The organism is Variovorax rhizosphaerae (assembly GCF_037889975.1).
Taxonomy (GTDB): domain Bacteria; phylum Pseudomonadota; class Gammaproteobacteria; order Burkholderiales; family Burkholderiaceae_C; genus Variovorax; species Variovorax rhizosphaerae.
Genome location: NZ_JBBKZT010000001.1, coordinates 808,310 through 821,704, shown reverse-complemented (window position 1 = coordinate 821,704; position 13,395 = coordinate 808,310). Strand labels below are relative to the sequence as shown.

The window sequence follows — 13,395 nt, the reverse complement described above, 5'->3', positions numbered from 1 at the left end:
ACATCGGGTCGCGCAGTAGATTTATTCATGCCTTCTTCAGTCGGCCGCGACTTCCAGCATCAGCTTGCCGAAGTTCTCGCCCGCGAACAGCTTGTTCAGCGCCTCGGGGAAGGTCTCGATGCCCTTCACCGTGTCTTCCTTGCTCTTCATGCGGCCGTCCTTCAGGTAGCCGGCCATCTCGGCGATGGCGATGTGATACCGATCGGCATAGTCGAATACGACGATGCCTTCCATGCGCGCGCGGTTCACCAGCAGGCTCAGGTAATTGCGCGGGCCGGCGGCCGGCATGCTGTTGGCGTTGTTGTACTGGCTGATGGCGCCGCAGATGATGATGCGGGCCTTGCGCGCCAGCTTGGCCAGCACCTGGTCGAGGATCTCGCCGCCGACGTTGTCGAAGTAGATGTCCACGCCCTTGGGGCAGTGCTCCTTCAGGCCCGCGCGCACCGCGCCTTCGCCGGCCTTGTAGTCGATGCAGGCGTCGAAGCCCAGTTCCTTCACCACCCAGTCGCACTTGGCCGCACCGCCCGCGATGCCGACCACGCGGCAGCCCTTGATCTTTGCCAGTTGCCCCACCGTCTGGCCGACCGCACCGGCCGCGCCGGAGATGACGACCGTCTCGCCCGGCTTCGGCTGGCCCACGTCCATGAGCCCGAAGTAACCGGTCATGCCCGGCATGCCGAGCACGTTGAGCCACTGGCCGATGGTGCCGGCGCGCAGGTCGATCTTGACCAGGCCGTTCCGCTTGATCTGGTCCTGCTCGATGAGCATGTATTCCTGGACGCCGAGCGTGCCGTAGACCGTGTCGCCGACCGCGAAGGCCGGGTTCTTCGACGCAACCACGCGGCCCACGCCGCCGGCGCGCATCACCTCGCCGATCGCAACCGGCGGGATGTAGCTCTTGGCATCGTTGAGCCAGCCGCGCATGGCCGGGTCCAGCGAAAGGGTCAGCGTCTTGACCAGCACGCCCCCCTCGGCGGGCTCGCCCACCGGCTCGGAGGTGAAGTTCCAGTGCTCGCGCGTGGCGGTGGTTTCGGGGCGCTTGGCGAGGCGGACCTGGCGGTTGGTGAGTTGGTTGGCGGTCATGGTGATTTTCCTGGGGATTGCGTGAAGGAGTCGGATGCTAGCCGCGGTATGCGACGTCCGGCGTATCGCGCGCGACAACCGGCATGCGCACAATGGCCGCATGAACCTCCAGGCGCCCCGGATCCAGACTCTCGGCGAGGAAATCGCCAATGCGGTGAGCCACGGCCTCGGCCTGCTGCTGGCAGTGGCTTCGCTGCCGATCCTGGTCCACCACGCGGCAATGAATGGACAGGCCGCCAATGTCGTCGGCGCCGCGCTGTTCGCCGGCACCGCCATCGTGCTGTACCTGATCTCGACGCTGTACCACGCGCTGCCGGCCGGTCGCGCCAAGGCGCTGCTGAACCGGCTGGACCATGCGGCCATCTACCTCTTCATCGCGGGCAGCTACATGCCTTTCCTGCTGGGCGTGCTGCGCGGGCCGGTCGGCTGGTCGCTGTTCGCCGCCGTCACCGCTGCTGCAGTGCTCGGGGTGGGCGCGAAGCTGTTCGACCGGCTGAAGCATCCGCTGTGGTCGACCGGGCTGTATGTGGCGATGGGATGGATGGCGTTGGTTGCCGCCGCGCCGTTGTACGAGCGCATGGCACCGGCCGGGCTGGGCTGGCTCGTTGCCGGCGGGCTGGCGTACACCGCGGGCGCCGTCGTTTTCCTGCTGGACAACAAGCTGCGCTATGCGCACTTCGTGTGGCACCTGTTCGTGTTGGCGGGCACCGCCTGCCACTTTTTTGCTGCGCTCTGGCACGCGTATTGACGCGCCCCTGGCGCGCTGCGCACTTCGTGTCGCTCCCCCAGCGGTCCGGCGACGGCGGTTCCGCGGTGTTCCACGAAGATCACGCTCCAAGTCTCTAGGCAAGCCGAACGGTGATCGCCAGCCCCGGATGCGCGTTGCGCACCTCCAGCGTGCCGCCATGCGCTTCGGCCACCAGCCGGCACAGATACATCCCCAAGCCGACACCGCCGGTGGCACGTTGCCGCGCGCTGTCGGTGCGGTAGAACGGCTCGGTCAGGCGCTCGAGTTGCGCATCATCGACGCCGGGACCAAAGTCGCGCACCTCAAGCCGCATGCCCTGCCCCTCCGCGCTCAATGAAACTTGCGGCGGCCGCGGCGCACCCGCGCTATAGCGCAAGGCGTTGTCGAGCAGGTTGCGCACGAGCAAGCGCACGCGCGTGCGATCGAGCGCACGCGGCGACAAGTCGGCGGCCAGATCGATCGCGATCGAGTCACCATTCGGCAGTTCAGCCGCGACTTCACGAACCAGCGCGGCCAGGTCGATCGGCTCGCGCTGCAGGGCGGCATGCGGGCTCGCCAGGCGTTCGCTTTCCAGAAGGTCGCTGATCAGGTCGCGCATCTCATTCAGGTCACGCAGCAGCGCATCGCGTTCGGCGGCGCCCTCGGGCGTCTCGGGCAGCAGTTCGGCATTGAGCCGTGCGCGCGTGAGCGGCGAACGCAACTCGTGGCTCAGCGCCAGCAACAGTGCACGCTTGGCGTCGAGCATGCCCTGGATGTCATGCGCCATCGTGTTGATGCGCTGCGCGAGTTCGCCCAGGTCGTCGCGGCGGCGGACGGGAATCGGCTGCGCGAACTCGCCGCGCCCGAAGCGCTCCGCCCCTTCGCGGATGTCGATGAGCGGTCGCAGCAATCGGCTCACCGCCGCATACACCAGCAGCACCAGCAGCAGCAGGGCAGCCAGCGTGATCCAGCCCATGAAATGCGGCGCACCCTCCCAGATGCGCGGCGCCCAGCCGAACACGATGCGATGGCCGTCGGCGGTAGGGCGCACGAACCAGCGGTCTTGCGAGAGTTCGCGTTCGCGCCGCCACGGACCGGTCTTCTGGTCGGGGTGCGAATCCCAGTTCACCGTCGGCCCCGTGATGCGGATGCTGATCGGCAACCGCTCCGTCAGCCCCTTGGCCCGCGCCGCGTCCGGCGGCGTGCCGATCTCGGCGGCGAGCCGGTCGACATAGTCGGTAAGCATCGGCCGCGCGGCCTCGGCCCAACCGCCGGAGAAGGACTTCTGCATGCCCCCAATGAACACCCCCGCCATGAGCAACGCCAGCACGAGGAACCACATCACCAGCCGCACGCGCAAGGAGCGCCGCCAGCGCCGCCGGACGCCGTGCACCCGGCCTCTCACGCGCCCTCGCCCCGCGCGACAGCCAGTGTGTAGCCCGCGTTGCGCAGCGTCTTGATGCAGTCCAGCGGCTCCAGCTTCTTGCGCAGCCGGCTCACGACGATGTCGACCGCACGGGTGTACAGGTCGGCCTCATGGCCGCGCAGGCGGTTGAGGATGTCATCACGGCTGAAGACCTTGCCGGGCTCAGCGGCCAGCAGCGCGAGCAATTCGAATTCGGTGCCGGTGAGCTCGATGCGCTCGCCCTGGCGCAGGACTTCGCGCCGGTCCAGGTCGATGAGGAGGCCATCGAAGACATGGCGCTGCGGCGATGCGACTTGTGGCTCGGCCGGACGCGTGCGCTGCCGCCGCAGGATGGTCTGCACGCGCGCCACCAACTCGCGCGGCTCGAAGGGCTTAGGCAGGTAATCGTCGGCACCCAGTTCGAGGCCCACAACGCGATCCATCACCTCGCCTCGCGCAGTCAGCATCACGATCGGGATGTCGCTCTCCGTGCGGATCTGGCGGCACAGCGCGAAGCCATCCATCTCGGGCAGCATCACGTCGAGGATGGCCGCGTCGTAGTGGCTGGCACGCAGCTTGGCCAGGCCTTCGCTCGGCCGCGTGGCGCTGTCCAGCGCGCAGTCGAAACGCGCGAAGTAGGTGGCCAGCGGCGCGGCCAGGTGCTCGTCGTCGTCGATCAGGAGGATGCGCGGCATGGCCGGATTGTGACGGCCCGCCGGCACCGGCACACTGCGCCGCGCATCACCAGGCATCACGCGCACCGACCTGCCCGAGGTGCGTCGCGCCGAAGCCGCTCCCGTACTTGAGGCCATAGCCGAGCAGGCGGTCGAAGCCGATGTGCGCGAGCCAGATCAGTCCGCCAGCCAGCGCCACCGGCTGCGCCCCGAGGACGCCCAGCGCCACCAGCGCGGCCGGCCCGAGCGTCGAATGCGCGGCGTTGTAGATCGCCGCGCCGCTGCGGGCGCCGGCCAGATAACCGAGCAGCGAAAGGTCCGGCACGAGGAAGAGCAACGCAAACGCACTCCAGCCCGCGCCAAGCTGGTCGTAGGCGATGAGCGCGCCGACCAGCAGCACCGCGCCTTCGAGCCGCAGCAGCGCACGCACGCCGCCACGCGTGGCGCCCGGCAGGATCGGCGCCACCGTGGTCCCGCGATCCCGCTGCCCGGCGCGACGCCAGAGGCGCGCCGCCCCGAAGCCCGCAGCCTCAGCCACGATGACCCCAGCGACGCCCGCGGTCCATGAACTCGCGCACCTTCTGCTGCTGCGTCGGATTCAGGTTGTCGAAGAAATCGGCCGCGGCGGCGATGACCTCCGGGCTGCCGGTGCGCACCGCCGCAGTCTTCTCGTCGACCAGCTTGCCGGCACCCGCCTGATCGAGCTTGTCAGCCGCGAACAGCGCCTTGAACTGCGCCCGCGGATCGCCGTTGCCGCGCATCGCCATGCGCTGCGCTTGCAGCTTCTCGGCCAGCACGTCGAGCTTCTGTTTCTGCGTGCTGTCGAGTTCGAGCTTGCTGCTCACGCGCTCGACCACCTTCGCGCGGAACTCGGCCGAATCGCCCTTGCCCCAGCCATGGCAATGCGCCGCGTAACCCGCAATGCTGCCCACCACCAGTGCGCCGCCGAAGAGGCCGAAAAGAGAACGCTTGATCCATTGCTTCATGAGACTTCCGTGTGTGTGAATGAGGAAGCCCAATGGTGCGATCGACGCGCCGCGCAGTCCTTTCGCGGCGGTATCGCAGTGTTTCGTTTTATTGCGACGCGGGATTCGCAACGCGCGGCCCGCTTGCGGGCCTTCAGCGCGCGAGCATCGCCGCCGGGCTGTCCGCTTCCAGCACCTCTTGCGCCCAGGGCACCAGCTTGGTGGTATCGGCGCGCAGCACCTCCTGCTTCACGGTCAGGATCTGCGACGGATGCATCGAGAAGCTGCGCAGCCCCAGGCCGAGCAGCAGCCGCGTGAACTGCGGATCGCCGGCCATCTCGCCGCACACGCTCACGCCCTTGCCCTGGCGCCGACACTCCGCAATCGTGTCGGCCACCAGCTTCAGCACCGCCGGATGCGCCGGGTCGTAGAGGTGCGCCACAGCCTCGTCGGTGCGGTCGATGGCCAGCGTGTACTGGATCAGGTCGTTGGTGCCGATCGACAGGAAGTCGAAGTACTTCAGGAAGGTTTTCAGCGTGAGCGCGGCCGCCGGAATCTCGATCATCGCGCCGAGCTTCACGTTGCCGTGCACCGCACCACGGTTGTCGAGTTCCGCGCGTGCAAAGTCGAGCAGCGACAGCGTCTGCCGGATCTCGCTCGCATGCGCCAGCATCGGAATGAGCAGATGGATCTCCCCGTGCGCGGCCGCACGCAGGATGGCGCGCAACTGCGTCAGGAACATGGCCGGATCGGCCAGGCTCCAGCGTATCGCGCGCAGGCCCAGCGCCGGGTTCAGGTGTTCCTGCTTGCTGGCCGACTTGCCATCGAGCGGCTTGTCCGCCCCCACGTCGATGGTGCGGATCGTGACCGGCATGCCCTGCATGCCCTCGACCGCGCGCTTGTAGGCCTGGTACTGCTCTTCCTCGTCGGGCAGCCGGGTCTGGCGCGGCGTCTCGCGCCCCATGAACAGGAACTCGCTGCGGAACAGCCCCACGCCCACGGCACCGGCCTTGACCGCGCCGATGGTGTCCTCGGGCATCTCGATGTTGGCCAGCAGGTCGACCCGCTCGCCGTCCAGCGTGACCGCCGGCTTGTGGCGCAGCCGCGAGAGCCGCCCGCGCTCCAGGTCGCCCTGGCGCTGCTTGAAGCCGTACTCGGCCAGAATGATCGGCGACGGATCGACGATCACCACGCCGGCATCGCCGTCGATGATGACCCAGTCGTCCTGCCGCACCAGCTGGCTCGCGGTGCGCGCGCCGACCACCGCCGGGATGTCCATGCTGCGCGCCACGATCGCAGTGTGCGAAGTGCGCCCGCCCACGTCGGTCACGAAGCCGGCGAACACGCTCTTCTTGAACTGCAGCATGTCGGCCGGCGACAGGTCGTGCGCGATCAACACCAGCGGCACGTCGATGCCATCGCCGGCGGTCGGGTCGTCTTCGCCGTCCTCGTTGCCGGTCGAGCGCTTGCGCCGCGGCGGCGTCGGTGCGAGCACGGCGGCCGTGCCCTTCATGCGATGCAGCAGGCGCTCCACCACCTGCTCGAGGTCGGCCTTGCGCTCGCGCAGGTACTCGTCCTCCATCTCGTCGAACTGCCGCGCGATGATTTCGAGCTGCGTGGTCAGCGCCCATTCGGCGTTGTAGAGCCGATCGGTGATCCAGTGCTTGACGCCATCGGTGAGCGCTTCGTCCTGCAGCAGCATCTGGTGCACTTCGAGCAAGGCCGACAGCTCGTGCGGCGCTTCCTTCGGCCCCATCTGCGCGATGTTGGCCTGCAGCTTGACCAGTTCCTCGGCCACGGCCTTGCGCGCGGTGCGCAGGCGGCCGATCTCTGTCTCGACTTCCTCAGGCTTGATGAAGTAGTGGGCAACGTCAATCCGGCTCGACACCACCAGCACGGCCCGTCCGATCGCGATGCCGCGAGCGACCGGGAGACCGTGGACCGCGAAGGTCATAGTCCGGCGCCGGGCCGCTCCAGGCCGGCCGCGCCCGGTGAGGGAGCAGCAATGCCGCGAGGTGCAATGCGCGCTGGCAAGATTATTCGCCTTCTCCGAACTTGTCGTCCATCAATGCGACGAGGGCGTTCATCGCCTCTTCCTCGCGCTCCCCGTTGGTTTCGATTTCCACCGTGATGCCCATTCCGGCCGCCAGCATCATGACACCCATGATGCTCTTGGCATTGACCCTGCGGTCGCCTCGCGCCATGAAGACTTCGCACGGGAAACTGCCGGCCAGTTTGGTGAATTTGGCCGAAGCGCGGGCGTGCAGCCCGAGCTTATTGCTGATGGTCACGGATTTCTTGATCACTGTGTTTTCTTCTCGCCTGATTCTGGGGTGCCGCCACCGCCACCTGCATGACACCGGCATTGCCGCCGGCGATGGCGCGTTGCACCAGCGCATCGAGCGGTTCGTGCCGGTAGGTGACCGCGCGCAGCAGCATGGGCAGGTTGACGCCTGCCACCAGTCGCGAGCGTGTGCCATCGATGAGCTTCTGCGCGACGTTGCAGGGCGTCGCGCCGAACACGTCGGTCAGCACCAGCACCTGCGAACGCGGCGCGTGGTACTGCTGCTCGAGCATGATCCGTGCCGCCGCCAGCGATTCGTCGGGCGAAACGTTGGGCAGCACGTCGAGCGCCACGATGACTTGCTCGCAATCCGGGAAGACATGCAACGCGCACTGCCTCAAGGCCTGGGCCAGCGGTGAATGCGCGATGATGAAAATGCTGTTCATGCAGGGACGGTGGGTGGTCAACAATTATGCGGGGCCGCCCTGAAACTTTCGCGGTAAGACAGCACGGCCCGTGAGCAAAACGCACCGATCGTGCATTTGCGAGGGCCAGGTGTGTCGATTCCGGCACGGTGCCCCCACTCAGCGCAGGCGTAATCCGTCAAAGAATGTGCCCGCTGCATCGGCCGCCGAAGGCTTGCCCAGCACGGTGGCCTGGAAGATCGCCACGCTCCCGTCGCGCTGGAGCTGGGCGAACCAGCGCACGCGGGCCTCGTTCGGTTTGCCGGACGCGTCGGCGCCATGGGCTTCGATCTGCCACGGTGCGGGCTTGGGCGCCGCACGCACCACGCTCACCGGCGACTCGCTGACCTGGCCTCCAGTGGCTGCCTGCCACTGCGCACGCGTGCTGGCGCGCCACGCATCGAGCCAGGCCTCGGCCTCGACAGCGTTGCCTGCCCGCGCCGTCGCGATCGCAAACGTGGCGTCGCCCGCCTCGCAGCCGGCCATCTGGACGCTGACCGTGGTCGCGCCCAACGGGATCGAGCGCTCCGCACGGTCCGGCTTGCAGGGCAGCAATGCCGTGAGTTCGCCGTCCGCCATCGGCACGTCGCGCCAGTTGAAGGTCGGGCTGCATGCGGCCAGCAGCACAACGGCAGCGGCCGGCAGGGATACCCCAGCGGAACTAAAATCGCGTCGCCTCATCTGCCTTGGTACCCATGAAAAAAGCCCTCTATGTTGCCGCAACCGCGATCGCCCTGGCAGCCGGCGTTGGCGTGTACCTGCAATCGGGCGCCACGGCCGCCCCGGCATCGAAGTTCGTGCTGCTCGACGGCAGCCAGAAGACCACGGCGGACATGAAGGGCAAGGTCACGTTGGTCAACTTCTGGGCCACCAGTTGCGTCACCTGCGTCGGCGAAATGCCCAAGGTGATCGCCACCTACGACAAGTACAAGGACAAGGGCTACGACACGCTGGCCGTCGCGATGAGCTACGACCCCCCGAGCTACGTGGTGAACTTCGCTGAAACGCGCAAGCTGCCCTTCAAGGTGGCGATCGACAACACCGGCGCGGTGGCCAAGGCCTGGGGCGACGTGCAACTCACGCCGACGACCTATCTCGTCAACAAGCGCGGCGAAATCGTCAAGCAATACGTCGGCGAACCCGACTTCGCCGAGTTGCACCGACTCATCGAGAAGCTGCTGGCCGAAGCCTGAGGGAGTTCAGTGCGTCTGGAAGACGTGAAGATATGAGGTCGGCGGAATCGGGCCGGGGAGCGGAGCCGCACCACAGTACGGTGACAACGACGTTGCAGCAGAGGCAGACAACTGCCAGAAAGCACTCGCGATGCCGGCGCCAAAACCGCGGCCTGCGCTCGAAGGCCGCAGCAGAAACGTTCCGGGTTACTTCGACCGGAAGGCGTCGTGGCAGGACTTGCAAGTCTCGCCCGTGGACGAGACCGCCGCCTTGAGCGCATCGAGGTCACCGGTCTTCGCGACGGTCAGCAGCTTGGCGGTTTCCGCCACCAGCTTGTCGCTGGTTTCCTTGAACTTGGCGGTGTCCTTCCAGATCTCCGGCTTCGCCTTGCCGCCTTCCGTTCCGGGCGCATAGGCACCGCTCCACGGCAACTGCGAGATCGTCGCCACCAGTTCGGCATTGGCAATGACGGCGGCCTTGTCGTAGGGCGCGCGGCCGTTGGCCATCGCCGCGATGCGACCGAAGTGCGCGCCCTGGAGGGCCATGGCGCTCTGCCGGTACTTGATCGCATCCTCCGGCTTGGCGAACTGCGCGGCAGCCGGGACCGACAGCGCGGCGCAGGCCACCGCAACCGCAAACGTGGCAAGTCTCTTCATCGTGGAATCCTTCCTGTTGTGGGGCGCTATGGGCCGCCCCGGCTGCCAGTGTAGGACCGCGCTCCAAACCGCGCATAGCGACAACCCGCAGACGGCGAGCCCTGACTTTTGCTAATCTGCGCGTTCCGCAATCCCTCTGCTGCCTGATGAGCGTTTCGTTCGAGCCGTCCACCCGCCGCGCCGCGTTGGGAGACGAGCTTGCGCGCCCGACCCGGATCTGGGACCTGCCGACTCGCCTGTTCCACTGGGCGCTGGCCGCCGCAGTGGTCGGCCTGCTCGCGACCGGGATGAGCGGCATCATGGAATGGCATTTCCGGCTCGGCTATACCGTGCTCGCGTTGCTGCTTTTCCGCTTGCTTTGGGGCTTCGTCGGCGGGCGCTGGTCGCGCTTCGCGTCCTTCATCTATTCACCGCGCTGGGTGCTCGCCTACCTGCGTGGCCGCTCTCATCCGGACCACCTGGTCGGCCACAGCCCGCTCGGTGCGCTCTCTGTTTTCGCAGTACTCGGGATGCTGGTCCTGCAGGTGTGCACAGGACTGTTCTCGGACGACGAGATCTCCGCGTCCGGGCCGCTTACCCGATTTGTGTCCAACGCCTTCGTGAGCCTGGCCTCCCAATGGCACGCGGTGTTCGGCAAGTGGGGCGTGATCGCGCTGGTCAGCCTGCACGTGCTGGCCGTGCTGTACTACGTGCTGGTGAAGCGCCAGCGCCTGGTCGGCCCGATGATTTCCGGCGACAAGTTGCTCACCGGCCTGCGCGTGGCGGAAAGCCGCGACACCACTTCCACCCGGTTCACCGCGCTCGTCCTGTTCGTGCTGTGCGCGGTGTTCGCGGCCTGGATCGCTTCCTTGCGCGCATGAGCCACTCCGTCTCCCGCCCGCTCCCGCTGGCCGATACCCCCGAGATCATCCTGCTCATGCCCGATGAGCCGCATGAGATGGAAGCCGCGCGCGCCATCTTTCGCGAGTACGCAGCCTCGCTCAGCTTCGACTTGTGCTTCCAGAATTTCGAGGAGGAATTGTCCGGGCTTCCAGGCGAATACGCCGAGCCGCGCGGCGCGTTGCTGATCGCGCTGGTCGATGCGGCGGATGTGGTGCCGGACATCGGTGCGCCGCTGCTGACGCGCAGCGACGGCAAACCCGCCTACGTTGCCGGCTGCTGCGCGCTGCGGCCGCTGGACACCGTCGACGAGCCGAATGCCGCCGAAATGAAGCGGCTCTACGTACGGCCCGCCTTCCGCGGTTGCGGGCTGGGCCGGCAACTCGCAGAAGCCGCGCTGGACGCCGCCCGCAGCGCCGGCTATGCCTGCGTGCTGCTCGACACCCTGGACGAGATGGAACTCGCCCGCGCGATGTACGAGGACCTCGGCTTCGAGGAAGTGCCGCCCTACTATCACAACCCGATTCCGGGCGCGCACTACCTCAAGGTGGAGCTTTAGCGCCTGATCTTCAGCCCTTGGCTTGCGCCAGGATCGTCTCCGCGTTGCTGACCTCGAACTTGCCCGGCGCCTCGACATTCAGCGAAGCCACCTTTCCGTCCTTCACCAGCATCGAATAGCGATTGCTGCGCAGGCCCATGCCGCGGCCGGTGAGGTCGAGCGTGAGGCCGGTGGCCTTGGCGAAGTCGGCGCTGCCGTCCGCCAACATGCGCACCTTGCCGCCGGCCTTCTGGTCTCGCGCCCAGGCGCCCATCACGAACGCATCATTCACGCTCACGCACCAGATCTCGTCAACGCCAGCGGCCTTCAACTCATCGAAGTGCTTCACATAGCTCGGCACATGTTGCGCCGAACAGGTTGGCGTGAACGCACCCGGCAGCGCGAACAGCGCGATCGTCTTGCCGGCCGAAGCCTTGGCCACGTCCACCGCGTTCGGCCCGATGCTGCAGCCTTCGCCCTCGACTTCCGAATACTCCATCAGCGTGGTCGCGGGAAGGGTGTCGCCAACTTTGATCATGAAAAATGCTCCTGTGCAAAAAGAAAAACGGCCCACATTGTGGGCCGTTTTTTTGGGGTCCGTGAAGACCGGGGGATCAGACTGCAGCAGCCTTCTCAACCAAGCGGGTCACAACCCAGTTCTTGGTCTTCGAGATCGGCTTGCTTTCCGTGATCTCGATGGTGTCGCCCAGCTTGTACTCGCCCTTTTCGTCGTGCGCGTGGTACTTGCTCGTCTTGGCAACGATCTTGCCGTAGAGCTCGTGCTTCACGCGACGCTCGACCAGAACGGTCACGGTCTTCTCGCGCTTGTCGCTGACCACCTTGCCGATCAAGGTGCGCTTGAGGGATCTTTTAGCTTCCGTCATGTTCACTCCTTACTTGGCGGCTTGGGCTTCTTGCTTCTGGGCAAGAATGGTCTTCGCGCGAGCGATGTCGCGACGCGTGACGCGCAGCGTCGAGGTGTTCGACAGCTGTTGCGTGGCTTTCTGCATGCGCAGGCCGAAATGGGCCTTTTGCAATTCCTTGATTTCGGTCTGCAGGCCGGCGACATCCTTGTCGCGCAGCGTTGCGGCCTTCGATACCTTGGCCGGCTTGGCGGCTTCGGCTTTCTTACGTGTTGCCATGTGATGTTCTCCTCGTTCAGGCGCCGAGTTGGCGCGATACGAACGTGGTGCGCAGCGGCAGCTTGGCGGCAGCCAGGCGGAACGCTTCGCGGGCGAGTTCTTCGGGCACGCCGACGATCTCGAACACGATCTTGCCTGGCTGAATTTCAGCGACGTAATACTCGGGGTTGCCCTTGCCGTTACCCATCCGCACTTCTGCGGGCTTGTGGGAGATCGGCTTGTCGGGGAACACACGAATCCAGATACGACCACCGCGCTTCACGTGGCGCGAAATCGCACGACGTGCGGCTTCGAGCTGGCGTGCCGTCAGACGGCCGCGGTCGGTGCATTTCAGGCCAAAGTCACCGAAGGCAACCGAGTTGCCCCGGGTTGCGATGCCGGTGTTGCGGCCCTTTTGTTCCTTGCGGAACTTTCTGCGTGCAGGTTGCAGCATGTTTATTTACTCCGTGAGGACTGCTCCAGCCGCTTGCGCGGCCGGGAAAGACCGATTACTCGGTCTTGGCACCGTCAGCTGCTGCAGCTGGCGCGGCTTTGCGGACGCGCTTAACGGCGGGTTTCGAGTCTGCACCACCGGCTTCGGCGGGCTTGTCACTGCCATCGGCCGGTGCGGTGTTGCCACCGATCGGGCCACGGGCACCGGCACGCGCCGGACCACGACGGTCCGAACCCGGACGGTCGCCACCCGGGCGGCCATCACGGCGCGGACCACGCGGACGACGTTCGTCGTCCGGACGCGGCGTTTCGACGGCCGGCAGGTCGTTACGACCCAGCGTGTCGCCCTTGTAGACCCAGACCTTGACGCCGATGACGCCGTAGGTGGTCTTGGCTTCCGAGGTGCCGTAGTCGATGTCGGCGCGCAGCGTGTGGAGGGGCACGCGACCTTCGCGGTACCACTCGCAACGAGCGATTTCGATGCCGTTCAGGCGGCCCGACGACATGATCTTGATGCCTTGGGCGCCCAGGCGCATCGCGTTCTGCATCGCACGCTTCATGGCGCGGCGGAACATGATGCGCTTTTCGAGCTGCTGCGTGATCGAGTCGGCGATCAGTTGCGCATCGATTTCAGGCTTGCGCACTTCTTCGATGTTCACTGCGACCGGCACGCCGAGCTGCTTGCCCAGTTCGCGCTTGAGGTTCTCGATGTCCTCGCCCTTCTTGCCGATCACCACGCCCGGACGTGCCGAGTAGATCGTGATGCGGGCGTTCTTGGCGGGGCGCTCGATCATCACGCGGGAGACCGATGCGTTCTTGAGCTTCTTCTTCAGGTACTCGCGCACCTTGATGTCTTCGGCCAGCATGCCCGCGAAGTCGCGGTTGTTGGCGTACCAGCGGCTGGACCAGTTGCGGGTGACCGCAAGGCGGAAGCCGGTCGGGTGGATTTTTTGTCCCATAGTCTTCCAGCTCT

General features: G+C 66.4%; 19 protein-coding genes. 4 read left to right on the top strand and 15 right to left on the bottom strand.

What is annotated here, in order from left to right; genetic code table 11:
• Nucleotides 1-36: 36 nt before the first annotated feature.
• Nucleotides 37-1,083, bottom strand: a complete 1,047-nt coding sequence (locus WKW82_RS03730) for an NADP-dependent oxidoreductase (RefSeq protein WP_340340878.1) — start codon at nucleotides 1,081-1,083, stop codon at nucleotides 37-39.
• Nucleotides 1,084-1,183: 100 nt separating this feature from the next.
• Between WKW82_RS03730 and trhA the strand changes: the two genes are divergently transcribed.
• Nucleotides 1,184-1,831: a PAQR family membrane homeostasis protein TrhA gene (gene trhA, locus WKW82_RS03725; RefSeq protein WP_340340877.1), complete on the top strand. Its 648-nt coding sequence runs from the start codon at nucleotides 1,184-1,186 to the stop codon at nucleotides 1,829-1,831.
• A gap of 94 nt (nucleotides 1,832-1,925) precedes the next feature.
• Here the strand turns inward: trhA and WKW82_RS03720 are convergent, their stop codons facing one another.
• The 8 genes from WKW82_RS03720 to WKW82_RS03685 form a co-directional block, all read right to left on the bottom strand.
• A complete protein-coding gene (locus tag WKW82_RS03720; RefSeq protein ID WP_422823404.1) occupies nucleotides 1,926-3,152 on the bottom strand; it encodes a HAMP domain-containing sensor histidine kinase in 1,227 nt (408 codons plus the stop codon).
• 59 nt (nucleotides 3,153-3,211) lie between these two features.
• On the bottom strand, nucleotides 3,212-3,910 hold the full coding sequence (locus WKW82_RS03715) for a response regulator transcription factor (protein ID WP_340340875.1): 699 nt from the start codon (nucleotides 3,908-3,910) through the stop codon (nucleotides 3,212-3,214).
• A 46-nt stretch (nucleotides 3,911-3,956) separates the two neighbouring features.
• Complete coding sequence (locus tag WKW82_RS03710) at nucleotides 3,957-4,427, bottom strand: DUF4260 domain-containing protein (RefSeq protein ID WP_340340874.1); 471 nt, start codon at nucleotides 4,425-4,427, stop codon at nucleotides 3,957-3,959.
• Nucleotides 4,420-4,875, bottom strand: coding sequence for a Spy/CpxP family protein refolding chaperone (locus WKW82_RS03705; RefSeq protein WP_340340873.1), 456 nt, complete (start codon nucleotides 4,873-4,875; stop codon nucleotides 4,420-4,422). Before WKW82_RS03705 ends, WKW82_RS03710 begins: the two co-directional genes overlap by 8 nt.
• A gap of 133 nt (nucleotides 4,876-5,008) precedes the next feature.
• A complete protein-coding gene (gene ptsP, locus WKW82_RS03700; RefSeq protein WP_340340872.1) occupies nucleotides 5,009-6,808 on the bottom strand; it encodes a phosphoenolpyruvate--protein phosphotransferase in 1,800 nt (599 codons plus the stop codon).
• A gap of 82 nt (nucleotides 6,809-6,890) precedes the next feature.
• Nucleotides 6,891-7,160, bottom strand: a complete 270-nt coding sequence (locus WKW82_RS03695) for an HPr family phosphocarrier protein (protein WP_340339070.1) — start codon at nucleotides 7,158-7,160, stop codon at nucleotides 6,891-6,893.
• Nucleotides 7,129-7,584, bottom strand: a complete 456-nt coding sequence (locus WKW82_RS03690; RefSeq protein WP_340340871.1) for a PTS sugar transporter subunit IIA — start codon at nucleotides 7,582-7,584, stop codon at nucleotides 7,129-7,131. The genes WKW82_RS03695 and WKW82_RS03690 overlap by 32 nt, the downstream gene beginning before the upstream one ends.
• A gap of 138 nt (nucleotides 7,585-7,722) precedes the next feature.
• A complete protein-coding gene (locus tag WKW82_RS03685; RefSeq protein WP_340340870.1) occupies nucleotides 7,723-8,229 on the bottom strand; it encodes a hypothetical protein in 507 nt (168 codons plus the stop codon).
• Between the two features lie 68 nt (nucleotides 8,230-8,297).
• Here WKW82_RS03685 and WKW82_RS03680 point away from each other — a divergent pair, with 68 nt between their 5' ends.
• Nucleotides 8,298-8,795, top strand: a complete 498-nt coding sequence (locus tag WKW82_RS03680) for a TlpA disulfide reductase family protein (RefSeq protein WP_340340869.1) — start codon at nucleotides 8,298-8,300, stop codon at nucleotides 8,793-8,795.
• 186 nt (nucleotides 8,796-8,981) lie between these two features.
• Here WKW82_RS03680 and WKW82_RS03675 read toward each other — a convergent pair whose 3' ends face one another.
• On the bottom strand, nucleotides 8,982-9,431 hold the full coding sequence (locus tag WKW82_RS03675; protein ID WP_340340868.1) for a c-type cytochrome: 450 nt from the start codon (nucleotides 9,429-9,431) through the stop codon (nucleotides 8,982-8,984).
• Between the two features lie 146 nt (nucleotides 9,432-9,577).
• On the opposite strand from WKW82_RS03675, the gene WKW82_RS03670 reads away from it, so the two are divergent.
• Nucleotides 9,578-10,291: a cytochrome b/b6 domain-containing protein gene (locus WKW82_RS03670; RefSeq protein ID WP_340340867.1), complete on the top strand. Its 714-nt coding sequence runs from the start codon at nucleotides 9,578-9,580 to the stop codon at nucleotides 10,289-10,291.
• The gene (locus WKW82_RS03665) at nucleotides 10,288-10,869 is read left to right on the top strand and encodes a GNAT family N-acetyltransferase (RefSeq protein ID WP_340340866.1); all 582 of its coding nucleotides are present in this window, start codon (nucleotides 10,288-10,290) and stop codon (nucleotides 10,867-10,869) included. Before WKW82_RS03670 ends, WKW82_RS03665 begins: the two co-directional genes overlap by 4 nt.
• A gap of 10 nt (nucleotides 10,870-10,879) precedes the next feature.
• Here WKW82_RS03665 and WKW82_RS03660 read toward each other — a convergent pair whose 3' ends face one another.
• The 5 genes from WKW82_RS03660 to rpsC form a co-directional block, all read right to left on the bottom strand.
• Nucleotides 10,880-11,386, bottom strand: coding sequence for a peroxiredoxin (locus WKW82_RS03660; RefSeq protein WP_340340865.1), 507 nt, complete (start codon nucleotides 11,384-11,386; stop codon nucleotides 10,880-10,882).
• A 76-nt stretch (nucleotides 11,387-11,462) separates the two neighbouring features.
• Nucleotides 11,463-11,732: a 30S ribosomal protein S17 gene (rpsQ, locus tag WKW82_RS03655; RefSeq protein WP_213958430.1), complete on the bottom strand. Its 270-nt coding sequence runs from the start codon at nucleotides 11,730-11,732 to the stop codon at nucleotides 11,463-11,465.
• Nucleotides 11,733-11,741: 9 nt separating this feature from the next.
• Nucleotides 11,742-11,990 (bottom strand): 50S ribosomal protein L29, encoded by a 249-nt coding sequence (rpmC, locus tag WKW82_RS03650; RefSeq protein ID WP_340340864.1) that lies wholly within the window; start codon nucleotides 11,988-11,990, stop codon nucleotides 11,742-11,744.
• Nucleotides 11,991-12,006: 16 nt separating this feature from the next.
• Complete coding sequence (gene rplP / locus WKW82_RS03645) at nucleotides 12,007-12,423, bottom strand: 50S ribosomal protein L16 (protein WP_213958428.1); 417 nt, start codon at nucleotides 12,421-12,423, stop codon at nucleotides 12,007-12,009.
• A 55-nt stretch (nucleotides 12,424-12,478) separates the two neighbouring features.
• Nucleotides 12,479-13,381: a 30S ribosomal protein S3 gene (rpsC, locus tag WKW82_RS03640; RefSeq protein WP_340340863.1), complete on the bottom strand. Its 903-nt coding sequence runs from the start codon at nucleotides 13,379-13,381 to the stop codon at nucleotides 12,479-12,481.
• Nucleotides 13,382-13,395 lie beyond the last annotated feature (14 nt).

What these genes read in the sequence shown, in the direction of transcription:
- WKW82_RS03730 (WP_340340878.1), bottom strand. Translation starts at nt 1,083, where the DNA reads ATGACCGCCAACCAACTCACCAACCGCCAGGTCCGCCTCGCCAAGCGC.
- trhA (WP_340340877.1), top strand. Translation starts at nt 1,184, where the DNA reads ATGAACCTCCAGGCGCCCCGGATCCAGACTCTCGGCGAGGAAATCGCC.
- WKW82_RS03720 (WP_422823404.1), bottom strand. Translation starts at nt 3,152, where the DNA reads ATGTGGTTCCTCGTGCTGGCGTTGCTCATGGCGGGGGTGTTCATTGGG.
- WKW82_RS03715 (WP_340340875.1), bottom strand. Translation starts at nt 3,910, where the DNA reads ATGCCGCGCATCCTCCTGATCGACGACGACGAGCACCTGGCCGCGCCG.
- WKW82_RS03705 (WP_340340873.1), bottom strand. Translation starts at nt 4,875, where the DNA reads ATGAAGCAATGGATCAAGCGTTCTCTTTTCGGCCTCTTCGGCGGCGCA.
- ptsP (WP_340340872.1), bottom strand. Translation starts at nt 6,808, where the DNA reads ATGACCTTCGCGGTCCACGGTCTCCCGGTCGCTCGCGGCATCGCGATC.
- WKW82_RS03690 (WP_340340871.1), bottom strand. Translation starts at nt 7,584, where the DNA reads ATGAACAGCATTTTCATCATCGCGCATTCACCGCTGGCCCAGGCCTTG.
- WKW82_RS03680 (WP_340340869.1), top strand. Translation starts at nt 8,298, where the DNA reads ATGAAAAAAGCCCTCTATGTTGCCGCAACCGCGATCGCCCTGGCAGCC.
- WKW82_RS03675 (WP_340340868.1), bottom strand. Translation starts at nt 9,431, where the DNA reads ATGAAGAGACTTGCCACGTTTGCGGTTGCGGTGGCCTGCGCCGCGCTG.
- WKW82_RS03670 (WP_340340867.1), top strand. Translation starts at nt 9,578, where the DNA reads ATGAGCGTTTCGTTCGAGCCGTCCACCCGCCGCGCCGCGTTGGGAGAC.
- WKW82_RS03665 (WP_340340866.1), top strand. Translation starts at nt 10,288, where the DNA reads ATGAGCCACTCCGTCTCCCGCCCGCTCCCGCTGGCCGATACCCCCGAG.
- WKW82_RS03660 (WP_340340865.1), bottom strand. Translation starts at nt 11,386, where the DNA reads ATGATCAAAGTTGGCGACACCCTTCCCGCGACCACGCTGATGGAGTAT.
- rpsQ (WP_213958430.1), bottom strand. Translation starts at nt 11,732, where the DNA reads ATGACGGAAGCTAAAAGATCCCTCAAGCGCACCTTGATCGGCAAGGTG.
- rpmC (WP_340340864.1), bottom strand. Translation starts at nt 11,990, where the DNA reads ATGGCAACACGTAAGAAAGCCGAAGCCGCCAAGCCGGCCAAGGTATCG.
- rplP (WP_213958428.1), bottom strand. Translation starts at nt 12,423, where the DNA reads ATGCTGCAACCTGCACGCAGAAAGTTCCGCAAGGAACAAAAGGGCCGC.
- rpsC (WP_340340863.1), bottom strand. Translation starts at nt 13,381, where the DNA reads ATGGGACAAAAAATCCACCCGACCGGCTTCCGCCTTGCGGTCACCCGC.